The following is an 18096-nucleotide window of genomic DNA, read 5'->3' on the forward strand; positions in this document are numbered from 1 at the left end:
CCTCCTGTCGGCAGCTCCCAGAAGCCGGTCCCGGCCTCCACCACCGCGTCCGGCCCGTCCACACCACCGACGGCCCATCCGGCCCCCGGGTCCACGTCCCGTAGGAGAGCCGCGATCCGGTCGACGTCCCAGGCCGACCCGGGCGGCATGACCGGCCCGGTCCGCCCGACCTCCTCAGCCTGCCCGACCCGTCCGGCCTGCCCGACCCGTCCGGCCTGCCCGGCCTGCCCGGCACGGTCGCTCTGGAGCGTCATGGTCAGCCACGGTACGGCGTCCGCCGCGCCTGCCCGGCGCGTCGCGCGGTCCGGCTTCGTACGGGCCACCCGAATGCCCCCGCGGCCGGACCGGTACCGCGGCCGGGGAGCGGAGGCGGCGGGCCGTACGGGACGGCCGCGCTCGGCCGTGCCGGCCCGGCCCGCCGCCGCCGACCCGTACTCCGGTTCAGGCCCCCGCCGCCCCGCGCGCCGCGTCCGCCCCCTCCGCCGGAGGCTCCGCGCGGATGCCCATGACGACCACGGTGATCAGGCAGAACGCGATGAGGATCTCCGCCCAGAGGAAGGCGAGGTAGTCGAGGAGGCAGCCGATCGGCGGTGTGCCGGGAGCGGTGTTGCGGAAGGCGGCCAGGGCGAAGAGCGTGGCGGCCATCCAGCCGAGGGCGGGCCAGGTGAGGCCCTTGCGGCGGGTGACGAGGAACCACCCGCCGATCAGGACGGACACGGCGAGCGCCCACATCGCGATCATCATGAACACCGCGAACACGAGCACGCTGTTGGAGCGGGCCAGCCCGATGTCGAGGACGGCCTCGCCGCCGCTCGCCGTCGAGTACTCCACCGTGGACGAGAAGAGCACGTCGTTGGTGGAGAACAGCACCCGCACCGGCACCTTCTCCTGGCCCAGGAAGGCCGCGAATCCGACGTCCGCCTCGTAGGCGTCGAACGGATAGTCCGTCACGGAGCCGCCCGACAGGGACACCGGCACGTCCACGCTGGAGATGCGCTGGTGCGCCTTGAAGGTCAGGTCGCCCCGGGTGGCCGCCGAGGTCTGGAGGGTGAGGTCGTCGACGGGTGCGACCCCGCCCTCCTCGGCCAGCGCACCCTTGGGGGCGACCAGCACCCGCAGCACCAGCTCGCGTCCGGCGGCGTCGACGCGCTGGATCGTCGCCTCGATGTCCACCCGGTCGGAATCGGACCGGCCGGCCGTGTGGACGGTGTCCTGGGCCTGGCGTTCACCGAACTGCAACCAGGCCCCCACGCCGACCGCCGCCACGATCACGAGCAGGAGCAGGCCCGGCAGCAGCGGGAAGCGCCGCCCGGCCGGGCGGCGCCGCAGTGCGCTCACGCGGCGGGCTTGCCGGGCTGGTCGTGGGTCGAGCAGTGGATGCCGCCGCCGCCCGAGGCGATCGTGTCGATCACCACGGGTACGACCTCCCGCTTGGGGAAGTGCTCCTGGAGGATGCCCCGGGCCCGGTCGTCCGCCTGGCGGTCCCCGAACTTCGGCATGAAGACGGAGTCGTTGGCCACGTAGAAGTTGGCGTAGGTCGACACGAAGTCGTCGCCCTCCCCCGTGATCTTGTCCAGGTCGGGCTGGGGCAGGTCGATGACCTCGAACTTCCGGCCGCGGGCGTCCGTGGCCTTCGACAGGACCGATTTCGCCTGGTCGGCGGAGCGGGACCAGGAGTCCGGCGGGGTGCTCGGGTGCGCCCGGTCCAGCAGGACCACACCGGGCGCGGTGAACCGTACGAGGCTGTCCACGTGGGCGTCGGTGATGTCTTCGCCGCGTACGCCGGCCAGCCAGACCACCGTCTCGACGCCCAGGGTCCGCTTGAGCTCGGCCTCGATCTGGTCGCGGCTCTTGCCGCGGTTGCGGTTGTCGTTGACGATCGAGCTCTCGGTGATCAGCAGGGTGCCCTCTCCGTCGGTCTCGAAGGAGCCGCCCTCCGCCACCAGCGGGGCCTGCACGCGGGGGATCCCGTACTTCTGGAGCAGGAGGCGGCCGACCCGGCCGTCGTTCTCGTGCTCCTGCTTGTCGCCCCAGCCGTTGAAGTTGAAGTCGACGCCGACGGCCTTGCCCCCCTCCTCGACGAAGACGGGGACGGTGTCGCGGGCCCACAGGTCGTCCACGGCCAGCGGGATCACCTCGACGCCGGAGCCGCAGGCCTTCTGCGCCGCGGCCACCTGCTCGGGGCGGGCCATCATGACGACCGCCTCGTACTCCCCGACGGCCCGGGCGATCCGTGCGATGTCCTCGCGTACGTCGCGCAGGTCTTCCATCCAGACCGCGTCCAGGGCGGGCCAGGCCATGAAGGTGCGGGTGTGGCTCTCCCACTCGGCGCCGAGCCGGCGCGCGGGCCCGGCCGGGGAGGGCCGGGCGGTGCCGGCGGGAGCGTTGGAACGAGGGGCGCTCTGCGAGGGGCCGCAGGCGGCGGCCCCGAAGGCGAGGGCGCCGAGCCCCGCGAAGGTGCGGAGGGCGGTCCGGCGCGTGGGGGGCAGGTGGGGCACGGGGGGGGAACTCCGTTCGAGGACTGGCGGGACGACTGCGTCCGGCCAGGACGGGCGCGGGAGGCACGGCACGGGCCGACGGTCCCGGACCCCTGGGACAAGGGTGCGCCCTCCATCCGCGAAGGGCCGTCACGCGGGTCGGGTGTGGCGGGCACGTGTCGCCCACTGTGACACTGACTGAAAATTCAGTCAATCCATGGAACGATGCGCGCAGGCCCCTGCCGCATCGCGGCGCTTCGCATCGCATCGTTGAAAGAGCCACCGCATGTCCGAGCAGCACTCCGGCGCACAGCCGGCCCGTACGGCACTGTCCGCGGACGATCCCCACGGGATCGGCGGCTACCGGCTGCACGCCCGGCTCGGCTCCGGCGGCATGGGCGTGGTCTACCTGGCCCACACGCCGGGCGGCCGCCCCATCGCGCTGAAGGCCGTCCGCCGGGAGTTCGCCTCCGATCCCGACTTCCGCCGGCGGTTCGCCCAGGAGGTGGCCGGCGCCCGCCGGATCCACGGCCTGTTCACGGCCCAGGTGATCGACTCCGGGGTCGAGGACCCCACGCCGTGGCTCGCCACCACGTACGTGTCCGGTCCCTCGCTGCACGAGGTCGTACGCAGGCACGGGCCGCTGCCGGTAGGCACGGTCCTGCTGCTCCTCGCCGGCATCGCCGAGGCGCTCCAGGCCATCCACGGGGCGGGCGTCGTCCACCGCGACCTGAAGCCGGCCAACGTGCTGCTCGCCGGGGACGGCCCCCGGGTGATCGACTTCGGGATCGCGCGCGCGGCCGACGCCGCCGCACTCACCGGTACGGGGCTGCGTATCGGCACGGCGGCGTTCATGGCGCCCGAGCAGGCGCTCGGCCGTCCGGTGACACCGGCGACGGACGTCTTCGCGCTCGGGACGCTGGCCGCCTATGTGGCGGGCGGGATCGCGCCCTTCGGCAACGGACCGGAGTCCGGCGCCCTGTACCGGGTCGTCCACGAGCACGCCGACCTCACCCGGGTGCCGCCCGAGCTGCACGGTCTGGTCGCGTGGTGCCTCGCGAAGCGTCCCGAGGACCGTCCGCGGCCCGCCGAACTGATCGCCTCCGTACGGACGCACCCGCTGGTGGGCGGGCGGCCCGAGTTCACCGACGGGTGGCTGCCCGGGCCGGTCCGGGAGGAGGTCGGAGGCCGGGGGGACATCGCGTGGCCCGCCCCGCCGCCGTTCCAGGCCACGAGGACGGCCACCGCACGCCCCGGCCCGGCGGGCACCGCTGCGGCCTCCCCCGGATCGGGCACGGAGGCCGGAGCCCGGCCCGACGGGCGGGTACCGGGACCCGCGGGGCAGGGCCGCGGACGGCGGCTTCCGGTGCTGCCGGCCCTGCTGGTCGCCGGCACCCTGCTGGCCGCCGCCGGAGCCGTGTACTACCTGGACGGTCCCGCGGGCGAAGCCCGGGGCGACGGGGCCGGCCCCGTCACCAGCCCCACGGCTTCCACCCCACCATCCCCCTCCCCCTCACCCTCCTCATCCGCCTCCCCGACCGCCCCGCCGCCCGACCCGGCCGCGGCGTACGTGCCGGGCTACCCGAGAACCGAGCTCACCGCCCCCGACTCCGGTTACGAGTTCGACCTGCGGGCCGGAAAGGTGGTGCCCGCGGAGACGGCCTCCTGGTACCTGGCGCGCGAAGGCCAGGCCTTGGTCCCCTCCGAGGAGTCGGACTCCTTCGTGTCCGACTCCGGGGAGCTGACGGTGGCCGCCTGCCTCCACGGCATCGAGACCCGCCCGGCGGCCTCCCTGCCCCTCGCCGCGCTCGCGAAGGCCCGGCCGTTCTGCGTGCGCAGCCCCGACCGGAGCGAGATCGCGATCGCGATACTGATCGAGGCCCCCGCCGGCGAATCCGCCACGATCCTGGTGGACCAGTACCGCAGGAGCTGACGCCCCGTGCGGCCCCGAAACCCGGATGACGCCGGCCCGCCCCTTCGGCAGGATCTCCGCATGACCCTCCTGCTCCCGCCCCGTGTCACCGCGTCCGCCGCCCGGCTCCGGGACGCGGCGCACGCGCGCGGGCTGGCCGCCGTACGACTGGACGGCTTCGCCGTGCCCGAAGGCCTGCGGGCCGACCATGTGCACGCCGGGCCGCGGTTCGCCGACGCGGTGGCTCCCGGGCTCGGGATCGGCCTGCTGGAGGCCCCGCCCGACTGGCTGGCGCGGCTGCCCCGGGAGTTCACCGGGCGGGAGGTCCGGCTGATGCCGATCCGCGAGGCGTACGGGCTGCGCCGGCCCGTCTTCGTGAAGTCGCCGAACGACAAGGACATCCCGGCCCTCGTCTACGCCGACGGCTCCCGCCTGCCGGGGCCGGACGCGGTGGATCCGGGGACGGAGGTGCTGGTCAGCGACGTGGTCCGGTTCACGGCGGAGCACCGGGTGTTCCTGCTCGACGGGGCCGTGCACACCGCGAGCCGCTACGCCGAGGACGGCCGTCTCAGTCCGGGCCCGGCCCCGGCCGACGCCCTCGCCTTCGCGGCCGGTCTGCCCTTCTCCACCCTCCCGTCCGCGATCGTCGTCGACGTGGGTCTGGCCGACGGCCGTTGGTCGGTGATCGAGGCCAATGCCGCGTGGGCCTGCGGTACCTACGCCTGCGACCCCGGGCACGCCCTGGACGTGGTCCTCCGCGCCGCGGCTCCGCTGTCCTCCTTCACCGAACGCGACCGGAGGTTCCTCCGATGACCGCCGGGGCCTGAGGGCAGGGGGCGGGGCGCCCGGGGGCGCCCCGCCCGTCGCGCCGTCGCCCGCGGTCAGCTCTTGTCGGGGCGGTCCGTCACGCGCAGGGAGTTCAGCAGCGGTTTGCCGAAGCCGGTGTGGGTGACGAAGCGGATGTTCAGGGTGCCGTCCGTGACCGTGACCGTGTAGGTGCGGGTCAGGGCCGTGTACGTGCCCGCCTCCAGGGAGATGTCCAGGGAGGGCAGTACCTCCGCGCCCTCCGCCAGGACGTCGAAGACGCGCTTGTCCGGCTTCGTCGAGGAGAGTTCCGCGAAGCCCAGTTCGACGGTGTAGGTGCCGTTGGGGACGGCGTCGAAGCGGTATTCGTACATGCCCTCACGGGCGTTGCGGAAGAGCTTCTGGTCGGCCGTGCCCGCGATCGTGCGGCTGGTGGACTGGGCCGAGCCGTTGCCCTGGTAGCCGTACGAGCCCGTCGTGTACTTGCGGTCCGGGGACCAGCCGTCGCCCAGCGAGTCCGTGCTCGCACCCGTGGAGCCGGCGTCCAGGGCGACCTGGTAGCGCGGGACGACGAGCTTGACGGGGACGGTGAGCACCGGGGTCCGGCCGCTGGCCGAGGTGATCTTCAGGTCGGCCGTGAGGACGGTGCCCGGGGTCAGGCCCGTCGTGTCCACCGCCAGGGTGAGCGGGGCCTTCCCGCCCGTCGGGAGGTCCCCCGAGCCCGGGGTCACCGTCAGCCAGGCGGCGTCCTCGGCCGCCGTGAAGGCCGTGCCGAGACCGGGGTTGGTGAGGTCGAGGGTCCGCGTCCGCCGCTGACCGGGCGGCAGGACGATCTCCACCGCCGGCTTCGACGGGGTGGCCCTGCCGGTGCGCAGGGACCGGGTGACCGACGTGACGTCGGCCGGTTTGACGTCCACGGTGGCCGACGCCGGCTCGTACTGGGCGGCCGTCAGGGCGAGTTCCCGGGCGCCGGACGGGCTCTGGACCACGTAGCCGCCGTCGGCCGCCGTGGTGGCGGAGACCGCGGTGGCGCCCGTGCCGACGGTCACGGTGGCTCCGGCGACGCCGTTGCCGTCGTTCGCGTCGAGCACCCGGCCCGCCACCACTCCGCTCTTGGTGGTGCGGAAGGAGACGGACAGGCCGTCCGTGATCACGGGCGTGTTGAACGAGTAGCGGTAGGCGTCGGTGCCGGTCGCGTTCTCCACGCCGACCGTGGCGGTGGAGCCGCCCTTGATGCCGGTGCCGCCGGTGCCCCGGTAGGAGTACCGGACGGTGCCGTCCTCTCCGATCGCCGCCGAGAAGGAGAACCTGTCGGACTGTGCCGACCAGTGCGACACCTCGCGCCACTCGATGACGTAACTGCGGTGCGGCGCGGTGCCGGTGACCGCCGTGAAGACTCCGGAGCCGCTGCCGGCGGCGCCGACGACCAGGTCGTCCCAGAACGGGTACAGCGCCGCGTTGGGCGTGGCCGCGCTCGGGACGTCCCCGTTGACGTCCCCGGTGTGGTTCCCGCCGAAGCTGACCGTGCCGTTCGTCCCGATCCAGGCCTGCCCGTACGTCGTGCCGTAGAGCGGCAGCGGGAAGGGCAGGTCGACCCGCTCGGTGGTGTTGTCGCCGGTCAGCGCGAGCCGCCGGTCGCCCGGCTGGTACGGTCCGCCAGCCGTGGCGGCGCAGGCGTAGCCGTAGCCGTCGGTGCGTTCGGGCAGGTTCACCGCGACGGTGGTGTCCCCGGCCACGGTGACCGCGGCCGCGCCGGCGGTGAGGCAGCGCGAGGAGTGGGTGGCGTTCACGGTGTAGGTGCCGTGCGGCAGGGTGACCTCGAAGCGGCCCTGGGCGTCGGTGGTCGCGGTCACCGGGGTGTCGGCGACGGTCACCGCGGCGCCGGCGACCGGGCCCGCGGCCGAGGCGACGGTGCCGGTGAGCTTCCCGGAGTCCGCCTGGACGAGGTCGAGGTCGCCGGTGGCGGTGGCGTTCTCGGTCACCGCCACGGTCGCGCCCTGCTGCCCGTAGCCGAACTTCGACGCGGTGAGCGCGTACGAGCCCACGGACAGGGTGGCGAAGCGGTACGTGCCGTCGGCGGCGGTGGTCGTCGTACGGTCGATGGGGCCGTCGGCGAGGACCTTCACTCCGGCGAGGGGCTGCCCGCCGGAGCGGACGGTGCCGGCGAGCGCGCCGAGGGCTCCGCGCGGTGCGGAGGTGACGGCGGCGAGTGCGTCGAGCTTGCCCTCGCCGAAGACGTTGTTGTCCGCGGCGCTCCCGCCGCACTGGCCGCTGTCGGTGTCCTGCGCGGTGCCGTCGAGCAGGGCTTCGGTCTGTGCGACGTCGCCTTCGAGTGCGGGTGCGGCCGACCAGAGCAGGGCCACGGCGGCGGCGGTGTGCGGCGATGCCATGGAGGTGCCGGAGAAGGAGGCGTATCCGCCGCCGGGGACGGAGGAGCGCACGTTCACCCCGGGGGCCGCGATGTCCGGCTTGACGACCCCGCCGGGGGCGGCGCCGCGCGAGGAGAAGGAGGCGATGGCGCCGTTGATGTCGAAGGCGCCGGAGCTGTAGGAGCTCGCGTAGTCGCCGGGCGATCCGCTGGTGGCGCAGCCGGGTCCGGAGTTGCCGTTGGAGAAGGCCGGGAAGATGCCGGCGGCCCGCCAGGTGTCGACGATCTCCTGGTACCAGGTGTCTCCGCCGGTGCCGCCCCAGGAGTTGTTGACGATGTGCGGGGCCAGGTCGGGTCGCGGGTTCCGGCCGTTGAGGTCGGTCGGGGCGACCATCCACTGGCCCGCGGCGAGCAGTGAGGCCTCGGAGCAGGAGGTGGTCTCGCAGCCCTTGGCGGCGATCCACTTGGCTCCGGGAGCGACGCCGGTCTTGTTGGTGCCGCCGTCGTCGCCGACCATCGTGCCCATGGTGTGGGTGCCGTGGTCGTTGTTGTCGCAGGGAGCCGCGGTGGGGCAGACGCCCGCCGGGTCGAACCAGTTGTAGTCGTGGCCGTAGGACCCGTCCGCGCGCCTGCCGCGGTACTGGTCGGCGACGGCCGGGTGGGTGTGGTCCACGCCGCTGTCGATGTTGGCGACGACGATGCCCTCACCGCGGACGCCGAGCTGGTCCCAGACCTGCGGCGCCTTGACGCGGTCGACGTTCCATTCGACGGCGTCGGCCACGGCCTTCTCCCGGCTGCCTTCCGCGGGCTTGGGGAGGGTGACCTGGTCGTCCGCGTCGATCCGGGACACCTCGGGGCGCTGGGCCAGGGCTCCGGCGAGCTTGTCGGTGCCGACGACGCGGACGGCGTTGACGATCCAGTACGAGGTGTACTCGGCCCGCACTCCGTCCAGGGCCTTGATCACTTCGGCCTGGCTCCGCGCGGCGTGCTCCTTCTTCAGGCGCAGAACCGTTTCCGCTTTCGCGGTGCGGGTCTGCTGCCCGCGCGCGGCGGTGAGGTCTGCCGCGCTGTCGAGATAGACCCAGAAGACCGCTTTGGCGGAGCCGTCGAGCCGGGCCCGGAGACTCGGCTCGATCTTGCGCTCGGCCGCACCCGGGGCGGGGGCCGGATCGGGGGCGGCCGCGGCCGCGCCCGCGCCCAGGGGCAGCAGCAGGGCCGCGGTGAGGGCGGCGAACCCCGTGCGCAGGGGTCGTAATCGCGAGCGGGGGGTTCGTCGGGTGTCGCTTCGTGCCACGTGGGTCTCCTCGTACGCCGTGTGCAGGTCGTGCGGAAAAGGTGTGCGTGACGTGCGCGGGCCATGGTGTGGGAGATGTCATGACCCGTACAAGGGTGCCTAATGAGCCGTACCGCCGGCGGGGCGACCGCCGTACCGCCGTCCGGGCCGCCCTCCGGGCCGTGACCGCCTCCACGACCGGCCGGGTGGCCGTTCCGGGCCGCGCGGGCCAGCCTGGGGGGATGACCGACCCCGTCCGGTCGCCCTCCCCCGGGGTGCGGCTCAGTACCGCGCAGGGCCGGTGGATCGTGCTGACCACCGTGCTCGGGTCCGCCATGGCGCTGCTCGACTCGACCGTGGTCAATGTGGCCCTGCCCGCCATCGGGCGGGATCTCGACGCCGATCTGGCGGTGCTCCAGTGGACGGTCAACGCCTACCTGCTGACCCTCGCGGGCCTGATCCTGGTCGGCGGGGCGCTCGGGGACCGGTTCGGGCGGCGCCGGATCTTCGTGCTCGGGGTGGTGTGGTTCGCGGTCGGCTCACTGCTGTGCGGGCTCGCGCCGAACGCGGGGGTGCTCATCGCCGCCCGCGCCCTGCAGGGCATCGGCGGGGCGCTGCTGACGCCCGGTTCCCTCGCGCTGATCCAGGGATCGATCCATCCCGACGACCGGGCCCGCGCGGTGGGCCTGTGGTCGGGGTTCGGCGGGGTGGGCGCCGCGGTGGGGCCGTTCCTGGGCGGCTGGCTGGTGGACGGGCCGGGCTGGCGCTGGGTGTTCCTGCTGAACGTGCCGGTGGCCGCGCTCTGTGTCCCGGTCGCGCTGCGACACGTACCCGAATCGAAGGATCCGGTGGCGCACGGGCGGTTCGACGTGGCCGGGGCGGTCCTCGGCGCCGCCTCTCTCGCGCTGCTGACCTACGCGCTCATCGAGGCCCGGTCGGGCGCCGCGCTCGTGGTGGGAGCCGCCGTGGGCGGCGTGCTGCTGGCCGGGGTCTTCGTGGTGGTCGAGCGGCGGCGGGCCGATCCGATGGTGCCCCCGGACATCTTCTCCTCGCGCCTGTTCACCGCCGTCAACCTGGTCACCCTGTGCGTGTACGCGGCCTTCGGCGGCTTCTTCTTCCTCGTCGTGCTCCAGCTGCAGGTGGTGTCCGGGTACTCCGCCCTGGCCGCCGGGGCCGCCCTGCTGCCCACCACGGCCCTGATGCTGCTGCTGTCGGCCCGGTCGGCTCAGCTCGGGGAGCGGATCGGCCCGCGCCTCCCGCTGACCGTGGGACCGCTCCTGTGCGCGGCGGGGATGCTGCTGATGCTGCGGGTCGGCCCGGGGGCCCCGTACGTACGGGACGTGCTGCCGGCGCTGCTCGTGATGGGCCTGGGCATGGCGGCCCTGGTGGCTCCGCTGACGGCGACCGTCCTGTCCTCGGTGGACCCCGGCCGGGCGGGCCTGGCCAGCGGCATCAACAACGCGGCCGCGCGCGCCGCCGGACTCCTCGCGGTGGCCGCGCTGCCGCTGCTGGCCGGGATGGGGCCGGACGCGTACCTCTCGCCCGGGGCCTTCGACGCGGCCTTCGGGCGGGCGATGTTCTGGTGCGCGGGGGTGCTGGTGGCCGGAGCCGCCGTGGCCTGGGCGACCGTACGCTCCCCCGCGCCCGGGGCCTGTCACCCGCAGTGCCGTACCAACTGCGCGGTGACCGCTCCGCCGCTCGAACCTCCGGGAGCGGCGGAGCGGTGACGCCGCCGGCGAGCGGTCCGCTACCAGGGGCTCGGCGCCGGCGGGGCGACGACCGGCGGGCGGTCGTCGCAGGTGAGGGTGTTGGGCAGTTGCCAGCCGGCCAGCCAGGGTCCCGTCGTGCCGCCGCCGTCGTTGCCGCCCCGGTCGACGAGGGTGAACTCCGAGCCGGTGGCGGGGAAGTTGAAGGAGCCGCAGTTGTTGACGCCGACGGCCCCGACGTTCCGGGCGTCGACGTTCTCGAAGCTCGCCGATCCGGCCACTCGCGCGCTGACCACGGAGGTACCGGTGCCGTCGACCCGGACGTCCTTGAAGTGGACGTTCTCGATGCGCACCTTGTCCTTCACCGGCCAGTCGCCGACCAGCATGATCGCGTTGTACGTGCTGTCGAGGAAGAAGTTTCCGGTGACCCGGATGTCGGCCTGGTCGATGCTGCGGTCCAGGGCGTAGAACCAGATCGCACCGAGCCCGATGTTCCAGTTCAGTTCGTACGTGCCGGCGCGCACGGTGGTGTTGCGGTCGATCCGCAGGCCGCCGGTGAAGGGTTCGGCTCCGAAGCGGGAGCCGACGTGCAGGGCGCTGCCCTCGCGGACCGGGTCCGCGAGGAGGTTGGCGGTGACGGTGGTGTCGGCGCCGCCGTAGATCGCGATGCCGTTGGCCAGCGTGGGGCTCTGCACGGTGTTGTGGTCGAAGGTGTTGCGGGCGTTCGTGGTCTTCTCCGCCCACATGGCGAGGCCGTCGTCGCCCGTGTTGCGGACGAAGTTGTCCTGTACGAGGGAGTCGGTGACTCCCGTGTGGAAGTTCAGGCCGTCGGCGATCTGGTCGGTGATGACGTTGCGGGTGACCTTCACGTTGCTCATCGGGCCGTCGAACCAGAGGCCGACCTTGGTGTGGTGGATGTAGAGGGAGTCGATGGTGGAGTCGCTCATCGCGCCGCCGACTCCGTTCACCTGGTCGGTGTCCACGCGTTCGCGGACGTCGCCCTCGATGGCGAAGCGCGAGAGGTGGACGCCCCGGCTGCCGCCGTCCGCGGCCCCCTTGCCGTAGAAGCCGACGCCCTTGCCCTTGACGGTGGTGTACCAGCTGCCGGCGCCGGTGATCGTGACCTCGTCCACGATGATGTGGCGGTTGACCTGGTAGGTGCCCGGCGGCAGGTACACCGGGAGCCGGTGGCGCTTGGCGGAGGCGATGGCCCGGTCGATGGCGTCGGCGGAGTCCCGGCGGCCCGTCGGGTCGGCGCCGAAGAGGAGGACGTTGGCGGCGGCCGCCTCCACGTGCGGGGGGCCGACGCGCTGCGAGTCGAGCAGGTCGATCACCGTCCAGGCGGCGGGGCTGCCGGCCGGGACGGTGAGCCGGACCGTGTCGCCCGCCCGGTGGGTGCGGCCCAGGAGGAGTCGCTGCTCGTCGTACATGTGGGTGGGGCGGAACGGCTTGGCGATGACCGGGGCCGGGGTGGTGGCCGCCGGGACGCAGCCGCACTCGGTGATCCACCAGTCGGGGTGCAGGAGGTCTGCCCGCGGGTCGTTGCTGAAGGGGTACTGGTTGTACAGCCAGGAGTACTGCGAGGTCAGCGTCATGGAGCGGCGGTTCTTGCCGTTCACGGTGACCTCGAGCGGGGCGGTGATGCCACCGCCGGCCGGGGCGTCGGGGAGGCTGTAGCGGACGGTGATCGCGTCGGCCGCCGCGGGCAGGGTGAACTCCACGTACTGGCCCGGGACCAGCCGTACCGCCTCGCGGCCGGAGGCCTCGGCGGGCAGCGCGTACGCGGTGCGGTCGGGGCCGATGAGCGTGCCGGTGGTGACCGCGTTCTCCGCCTCCTGCTCGGCGAAGTCCACGCGGGCACCGCGGCCCTCGGCCAGTGCGGGGTCGAGGGCCGCCCTGGTGACGGCCGTGGCTGCCACCGACTCCGCGGTGGCGGTGCGGCCCTAGCCGCGCCCGCGCCCAGCGCGCCGAGGGCGAGGGCGGCCACGGTGCACGCCGCCAGAACGGCGGCCGGGACGGCCCTTCTGCTCGCGGCGCCGGCCCGGGCTCGACCGGCGGCTGCTGTCGTGGCGGGGCTTGCGGCTCTTCTTGGGGGCATGGCCGGGACAGTAGGACCACGCACGCAAACACGGCAAGAGTCGTGCAAGATTCTTCTTCATTCTGTCGAGTTCTTCCAGCGATCCGTGGTGGGGTAGACGGCGGCACCCCGGCCTACCGTGGGATCGGGAGGGCCCATGCGCGACGGCCGATCTGACGGCGGGCACGATCAGCGCCGCCGTGGGCACCGTGCCCGCCTGGCCCGGACCCGGGCCGCCCGGGACCTGCCCGTCGCCGCCCTCCCGCCGATCCTGGGCGGGCACCAGCTGATCGAAGCCGCCGTCTCGAGCTCCGGCGCCGGCTGCGGACCGGCCACCACCGCCTGGGCGGTGATCGCCCTCCCGCTGCTGCCCGCACGGGTGCCGCTCGCGGTGCTGCCGACCGCCGGGCTCGCGCTCAGGGGCCCGCTGCGCCGGCCCGCCGCCGGGCTCGCCACCGGCGCACACGCGGCCACACCCTCGAATACGGAGCGAACGCCCCGTGGATGCCGCTGGCCCTCACGGGATACCTGTTCGCCACGCTCGGCGCCCTGCTCCTCTCCGGGGACCGCCGGCTGCGCCTCCTCGGCCTCCCTATGGGCCGGGGCCGTCGTCTGCGCGGCGCTGTGGAGGCTGGTATTCGCTTCTGGTGCGTCTTCGCCGCGGTCGCCTCCACGCTGATCCTGGCCTGGACCGGCGGTCGCGCGCGTTCCCCTTCTGTACGCGATGCCGCCGGCCGGGGCGCGCCGAACCTGTAACACCGGCCCGGACGGGGAACAGGGCTGCCCGCCGAAGGTAAAAAGATTCGGCCGTCGCCTACGGGCCCACCTTGCGCTTTGTCGCTTTTCGGCCTCACGGCCCGCCGGATGCAGCCATGACGGAGTGGCTGGGTGCGCCGAGGGGCCCGGTGCCCGGTGGCGGCGCCGCGGCCCCGCACGCGTTCGACTTCTGACGTGGTGGATTCGAGCGGACACCCCTCACCCGCGGGCCCCTCACCCGGGACGCTTCCGTCACTCCGGGGCCACCGGTCCTTCACGGGGGGTCGTCGTTCCCAGCGTCCGATGGGACCTTCAACGCCCTTCCGCGAGCCCCGAACCGGCACCGCCCGCCGCCGCCACCGACGAAAGACGCCTTGACGTATCTAGTGACTTCGCAAGCACTCGGCAGTAGAACTCGTTCTCATTCCGCCTAGAGTGAGGAAGCTCACATGAGCGACAAAGGCCTGCACAAAACGAACCAGAACGGCGTCTCGCGTCGAGGGTTTCTCGGTAGAACGGGTTCCATCCTGGGCGCGATGGCCCTCGCGGGTCAGATCGCCCCGTCCCAGGCACAGGCCGCCACGGCCGGCGCGGCCGCCGCCGGCCCCATCGACAACGGGGCGCACGTACCGGCCCTCGTGATCGGTACCGGGTACGGCGGCTCCGTCGCCGCCCTGCGGCTCGCCCAGGCCGGCGTCGACGTCCACATGATCGAAATGGGCATGGCCTGGGACACCCCCGGCTCGGACGGCAAGATCTTCTGCAACACGACCACCCCGGACTACCGCGCCTACTGGCTCCGCACCAAGACCAAGGCGCCGCTGAGCAACTTCCTCGGCTTCCCCATCGACAAGGCGGTCCCCCGCTACACCGGCATCCTCGACGCCGAGGAGATGGGCGGGATCATCGTCTACCAGGGCCGCGGCGTCGGCGGCGGCTCGCTGGTCAACGGCGGCATGGCGGTCACCCCGAAGCGTGCGAACTTCGGCGCCGTCCTGCCGACCGTCAACGCGGACGAGATGTACGACACCTACTACCCGCGGGCCAACGCCGGGCTCGGCGTCAGCATGATCGACCCGGCCTGGTTCGAGAGCGTCGACTGCTACCAGTTCTCCCGCGTCGGCCGCAAGCACGCCCAGCGCGCCGGGTTCCCCTTCGTCTTCGTCCCCGACGTGTACGACTGGGACTACATGGAGCAGGAGGCGGCCGGGACCGTCCCCAAGTCCGCCGTCGCCGGCGAGATCCTCTACGGCAACAACGCCGGCAAGAAGTCCCTCCAGCAGACCTACCTCGCCAAGGCCAAGGCCACCGGCAAGGTCACCATCTCGCCCCTGCACAAGGTGACTTCCGTCTCCCCGGCCTCCGGGGGCGGGTACACGGTCGTCATCGACCAGATCAACACCACGGGCGACACCGTCGGCACGAAGACCGTCGTCGCGGACAAGGTGTTCTTCGCGGCCGGCAGCGTCGGCACCAGCAAGCTGCTCGTCCGGCTCAAGGCCACCGGCGCCCTGCCCCACCTGAACAGCGAGATCGGCAAGGGCTGGGGAGACAACGGCAACGTGATGTGCGGCCGGGCCAACCACATGTGGGACCCGACCGGCAAGGTGCAGGCCTCCATACCCTGCGGCGGCATCGACAACTGGGACGCGGGCGGCGCGTTCGCCGAGGTGGCGCCGCTGCCGACCGGCATCGAGACGTACGCCTCGTTCTACCTGTCCATCACGAAGAACCCGAACCGCGCGCAGTTCACGTACAACGCCTCGACGGGCGGGGTCGAGCTGAACTGGCAGACGGCCTGGAAGGCGCCGTCCATCACCATGGCCAAGACCATCTTCGACAAGATCAACTCGAAGGAGGGGACGATCTACCGGACCGATCTCTTCGGCACCAACAAGATCTGGGGCGACCACCTCACCTACCACCCCCTCGGCGGCGCGGTCCTGGACAAGGCCACCGACAACTACGGCCGCCTGCACGGCTACACCGGCCTGTACGTCATCGACGGCGCGCTGATCCCCGGCAACACCAGCGTCAACCCGTTCGTCACCATCACGGCGCTCGCCGAGCGCAACATCGAGAAGATCATCGCCACCGACCTGTAGGTCCGCGCCGCAGCGGCGGACAGCACGAAGACCGGGGCCGTCGGATTCTCCGACGGCCCCGGACCCGTGTGCGCACCGCACGCGCTCCGCCCTCAGTGGCCCGGCAGCACGCAGACGCTGTCGAGGCCGAGCACGTGGTTGAGCCGGCCGAAGGCCAGCCAGGAGCCGATGCTCATGGTCAGCTCCACGATCTCCACCTGGCTGTAGCGTGCCGCCATCCGCTCCCAGAACTCCTCGTCCAGGCCGTGGTGGTCCAGGCAGTACCGCTCCGCGTACTCCGCCGCGAGCCGGGTGCGCTCGTCGAAGCGGTCCGTGGTGGCCCACTCGGTGACGGCCTCCGGGAACTCGTCCTCGACCTTCTCCCCGTCCCGGTCGGTGCGCCAGTCCAGGCAGAAGACGCAGCCGTTGATCTGCGCGACGCGCAGCCGTGCCGCCTCGAACTCCCGCAGTCCCAGGGTGGTGTGGGCGTACACGGAGAGCGAGAAGTTGGCGGCGGCCATCCCGATGCCGGGGACCAGGTCTCCCCACACGTACTCGATGGGGTGCTGGCCTTCGGGTATGTCGATCCTCATGGCAGTTTCCTTCCGAGTTTGCCGACGGCGGGGCGCAGCGGGACGTCCAGGGCGTCGTAGAGCCCCGGTTCGGCCTCCACCAGCCAGTCGATGGCCCCGACGAGGCGTCCGACGGCGGTGGCGTTGCCGCCGGCGGAGCGGTTCTCGCCCTCGTCGGTGGCCTCGATGGTGACCTCGATGTGCGGGCGGCCCTCGATGACCACCCGGTGGGCGCCGTCACCGCCGCCGGGCGGGGTCGGCCAGTCGGGGGCGCAGGAGGCATGGATGCGGGTGACGTGCTCGATGACGATGCGGGGTTCGCCCTCGACGATCCCCTGGACCTCGAAGCGGATGGCGCCCTGGGTGCCTCCCTCGAACTCCCCCATCGTGCGCGTGGTGACGGTGGTGTCGAGGGCGCGGCGCTCCACGGTCTCGCGGATGTCGTCGAGTTCGACGCCCAGCGCCCGGGCCATCATCCGGATCTGCCCGCCCCACACCATGGTCGGGATGGACGGCATGAGCATCATCGGCTCGTAGTCCATGGGCTGGCCCATGCCGATGAGGAAGCGGACGGAGTCCGGCTGGTCGTAGGTGGAGTAGTCGAAGATCTCCTGGCAGCGGATGACGTCGATCCGGGTGCCGAGACCGCTGAGCAGCAGCGGGAGCACGTCGTTGCCCCAGCCGGGGTCGACGCCGGAGGCGAAGAGCGAACCGCCGCCCTCGGCGACCGCGGCCGTCACCGGATCGAGGAACTCCGGTGGGGCGCTGCGGTAGTCGTAGAGCGGATAGAGGGCGGGGCTCACGACGACGGCCCCGGCCCGGATCGCCCGGGTGATGTCGGCGAGCGCGTCGTCGGGGCGGACGTCGCCGGACGCCGCGTAGACGACCGCCCGCGGCCGGACCGCGAGGACCGCCTCGATGTCGTCGGTGGCCGCGACGCCCGTCTCGTAGTCGAGCTCGCCGAGTTCACCGGCGTCGCGGCCGACCTTTTCCGGATCGTGGACGATGACGGCGGCCAACTTCAGCGCCGGATGGGCCTCTACGGCACGGATGGCCAAACGGCCGACGTTGCCGGTACCCCAGACAACCGTGGAAATCATGCGCGGAGGGTAGCTTCAGGACCTGTAGGTTCCTAGAGCCGTGTACGGAAATTCCGGCCCGCTGTCACTGGTTTTGCGCGCCCAGCACGAAGAGCAGGTAGACGAAGAACGCGAACAGATGACCTACGAACAAGTAGGCGATGAGTCGGATGATGAGACCGCGCGGGAACTTGGACTGCTGTGCTTGCTGGGGCTGTGCTCGCTGTGGCTGTGCTCGCTGCGTGTCCTGCGTATCGGGCATGGCGTACGGCTCCTCGCCTATCGGTGGTGTGTGGTCGCGCCGGTGCCGCCGCCGAGGCACAGGCCGGCGAGGCTGCTCTGCAACAGGGTGTGCACGAACAGCAGCTCCGCCCCGGCGGCCGAGGCGGCGCCGATCCGGTGCGCGGTGAGCGAGTCGAAGTGGGCGCTGTCCCCGGGCTCCAGAAGGTGCTCGGCCTCCCCCAGGTGCAGCCGCAGCCGCCCCTGCAGCACGTACAGCCATTCCTCCCCGGGATGTACGCGGACCAGCTCGCCCTGGCTGCGCCCGCAGGGGACGTGCACGCGCAGCGCCTGCATCCCGCGACCGGAGCCGCCGGCCTGCCAGTACGTCCAGCCGTCCGCCTCGCGGGCGCCCGGACCACCGGCCCGTACGATGGGATCGGCGACGGCCGGGGTCTCCCCGAGCAGCTCCGAGACCGTCGTACCGTACGTGCGGGCGAGTCCGAGCAGCAGCGGCAGCGAGGGCTGGCGGCGGCCGGTCTCCAGCCGCGACAGGTGCGCCGGCGAGAGCCGGGCCCGGGCGGCCGCGGCCTCCAGGGTGAGCCCGGCCCGGCGGCGCAGATCCCGCAGCTGCGGGGCCACGGTGGGCAGCTCGGCTTCCGGGGCCGCATCGTCGCGGACGGGGGCGCCGGGGTCTGGGTCGGCCGCTTCGCCGGGGCCGGGGGCAGGACCGGTTGTCATGCCCCGATTGAGCCAGATCCTTACCTGC

At 72.9% G+C, this 18096-nt stretch carries 11 protein-coding genes and 2 pseudogenes; 5 read left to right on the forward strand and 8 right to left on the reverse strand.

The features are described 5' to 3' along the window. Window positions 1–441 precede the first annotated feature (441 nt). Entirely contained in the window at window positions 442–1338 is an 897-nt protein-coding gene (locus AC6CKD_RS06710) for a DUF4436 family protein (protein WP_498325813.1), read from the reverse strand. Beyond that, the gene (locus tag AC6CKD_RS06715; protein ID WP_498325815.1) at window positions 1335–2498 is read right to left on the reverse strand and encodes an agmatine deiminase family protein; all 1164 of its coding nucleotides are present in this window, start codon (window positions 2496–2498) and stop codon (window positions 1335–1337) included. The genes AC6CKD_RS06710 and AC6CKD_RS06715 overlap by 4 nt, the downstream gene beginning before the upstream one ends. A 265-nt stretch (window positions 2499–2763) precedes the next feature. Between AC6CKD_RS06715 and AC6CKD_RS06720 the strand changes: the two genes are divergently transcribed. Both AC6CKD_RS06720 and AC6CKD_RS06725 read left to right on the forward strand, forming a co-directional pair. Next, window positions 2764–4410: a serine/threonine-protein kinase gene (locus tag AC6CKD_RS06720; RefSeq protein ID WP_498325816.1), complete on the forward strand. Its 1647-nt coding sequence runs from the start codon at window positions 2764–2766 to the stop codon at window positions 4408–4410. Window positions 4411–4470: 60 nt separating this feature from the next. Further along, entirely contained in the window at window positions 4471–5202 is a 732-nt protein-coding gene (locus AC6CKD_RS06725; protein WP_498325817.1) for an ATP-grasp domain-containing protein, read from the forward strand. A gap of 68 nt (window positions 5203–5270) precedes the next feature. On the opposite strand, the gene AC6CKD_RS06730 is transcribed toward AC6CKD_RS06725, so the two are convergent. Next, window positions 5271–8855: a S8 family serine peptidase gene (locus tag AC6CKD_RS06730; protein ID WP_498325818.1), complete on the reverse strand. Its 3585-nt coding sequence runs from the start codon at window positions 8853–8855 to the stop codon at window positions 5271–5273. Window positions 8856–9076: 221 nt separating this feature from the next. Here AC6CKD_RS06730 and AC6CKD_RS06735 point away from each other — a divergent pair, with 221 nt between their 5' ends. Beyond that, on the forward strand, window positions 9077–10561 hold the full coding sequence (locus tag AC6CKD_RS06735) for an MFS transporter (RefSeq protein WP_498325820.1): 1485 nt from the start codon (window positions 9077–9079) through the stop codon (window positions 10559–10561). 20 nt (window positions 10562–10581) lie between these two features. Here AC6CKD_RS06735 and AC6CKD_RS06740 read toward each other — a convergent pair. Beyond that, a pseudogene (locus tag AC6CKD_RS06740) lies at window positions 10582–12638 on the reverse strand (glycosyl hydrolase family 28-related protein). A 136-nt stretch (window positions 12639–12774) separates the two neighbouring features. Between AC6CKD_RS06740 and AC6CKD_RS06745 the strand changes: the two are divergent. Next, window positions 12775–13373 (forward strand): annotated as a pseudogene (locus AC6CKD_RS06745) (DUF6629 family protein). Between the two features lie 449 nt (window positions 13374–13822). Next, window positions 13823–15478 (forward strand): GMC oxidoreductase, encoded by a 1656-nt coding sequence (locus tag AC6CKD_RS06750; protein WP_498325822.1) that lies wholly within the window; start codon window positions 13823–13825, stop codon window positions 15476–15478. 92 nt (window positions 15479–15570) lie between these two features. On the opposite strand, the gene AC6CKD_RS06755 is transcribed toward AC6CKD_RS06750, so the two are convergent. From AC6CKD_RS06755 to AC6CKD_RS06770, 4 genes are all read right to left on the reverse strand, one after another. Continuing rightward, window positions 15571–16050: a carboxymuconolactone decarboxylase family protein gene (locus AC6CKD_RS06755; RefSeq protein WP_498325823.1), complete on the reverse strand. Its 480-nt coding sequence runs from the start codon at window positions 16048–16050 to the stop codon at window positions 15571–15573. Beyond that, window positions 16047–17129: an NAD(P)H-dependent amine dehydrogenase family protein gene (locus tag AC6CKD_RS06760; RefSeq protein WP_498325825.1), complete on the reverse strand. Its 1083-nt coding sequence runs from the start codon at window positions 17127–17129 to the stop codon at window positions 16047–16049. Before AC6CKD_RS06760 ends, AC6CKD_RS06755 begins: the two co-directional genes overlap by 4 nt. A 64-nt stretch (window positions 17130–17193) precedes the next feature. Then, the gene (locus AC6CKD_RS06765) at window positions 17194–17370 is read right to left on the reverse strand and encodes a DUF6126 family protein (protein WP_498325827.1); all 177 of its coding nucleotides are present in this window, start codon (window positions 17368–17370) and stop codon (window positions 17194–17196) included. A 17-nt stretch (window positions 17371–17387) separates the two neighbouring features. Next, complete coding sequence (locus AC6CKD_RS06770) at window positions 17388–18068, reverse strand: helix-turn-helix domain-containing protein (protein WP_498325828.1); 681 nt, start codon at window positions 18066–18068, stop codon at window positions 17388–17390. Window positions 18069–18096: the final 28 nt, after the last annotated feature.

It is taken from the genome of Streptomyces sp. GQ60, assembly GCF_059758875.1.

Coding starts and splice junctions, on each gene's coding strand:
- AC6CKD_RS06750 (WP_498325822.1), top strand. CDS start 13,823: ATGAGCGACAAAGGCCTGCACAAAACGAACCAGAACGGCGTCTCGCGT.
- AC6CKD_RS06765 (WP_498325827.1), bottom strand. CDS start 17,370: ATGCCCGATACGCAGGACACGCAGCGAGCACAGCCACAGCGAGCACAG.
- AC6CKD_RS06760 (WP_498325825.1), bottom strand. CDS start 17,129: ATGATTTCCACGGTTGTCTGGGGTACCGGCAACGTCGGCCGTTTGGCC.
- AC6CKD_RS06720 (WP_498325816.1), top strand. CDS start 2,764: ATGTCCGAGCAGCACTCCGGCGCACAGCCGGCCCGTACGGCACTGTCC.
- AC6CKD_RS06725 (WP_498325817.1), top strand. CDS start 4,471: ATGACCCTCCTGCTCCCGCCCCGTGTCACCGCGTCCGCCGCCCGGCTC.
- AC6CKD_RS06770 (WP_498325828.1), bottom strand. CDS start 18,068: ATGACAACCGGTCCTGCCCCCGGCCCCGGCGAAGCGGCCGACCCAGAC.
- AC6CKD_RS06755 (WP_498325823.1), bottom strand. CDS start 16,050: ATGAGGATCGACATACCCGAAGGCCAGCACCCCATCGAGTACGTGTGG.
- AC6CKD_RS06735 (WP_498325820.1), top strand. CDS start 9,077: ATGACCGACCCCGTCCGGTCGCCCTCCCCCGGGGTGCGGCTCAGTACC.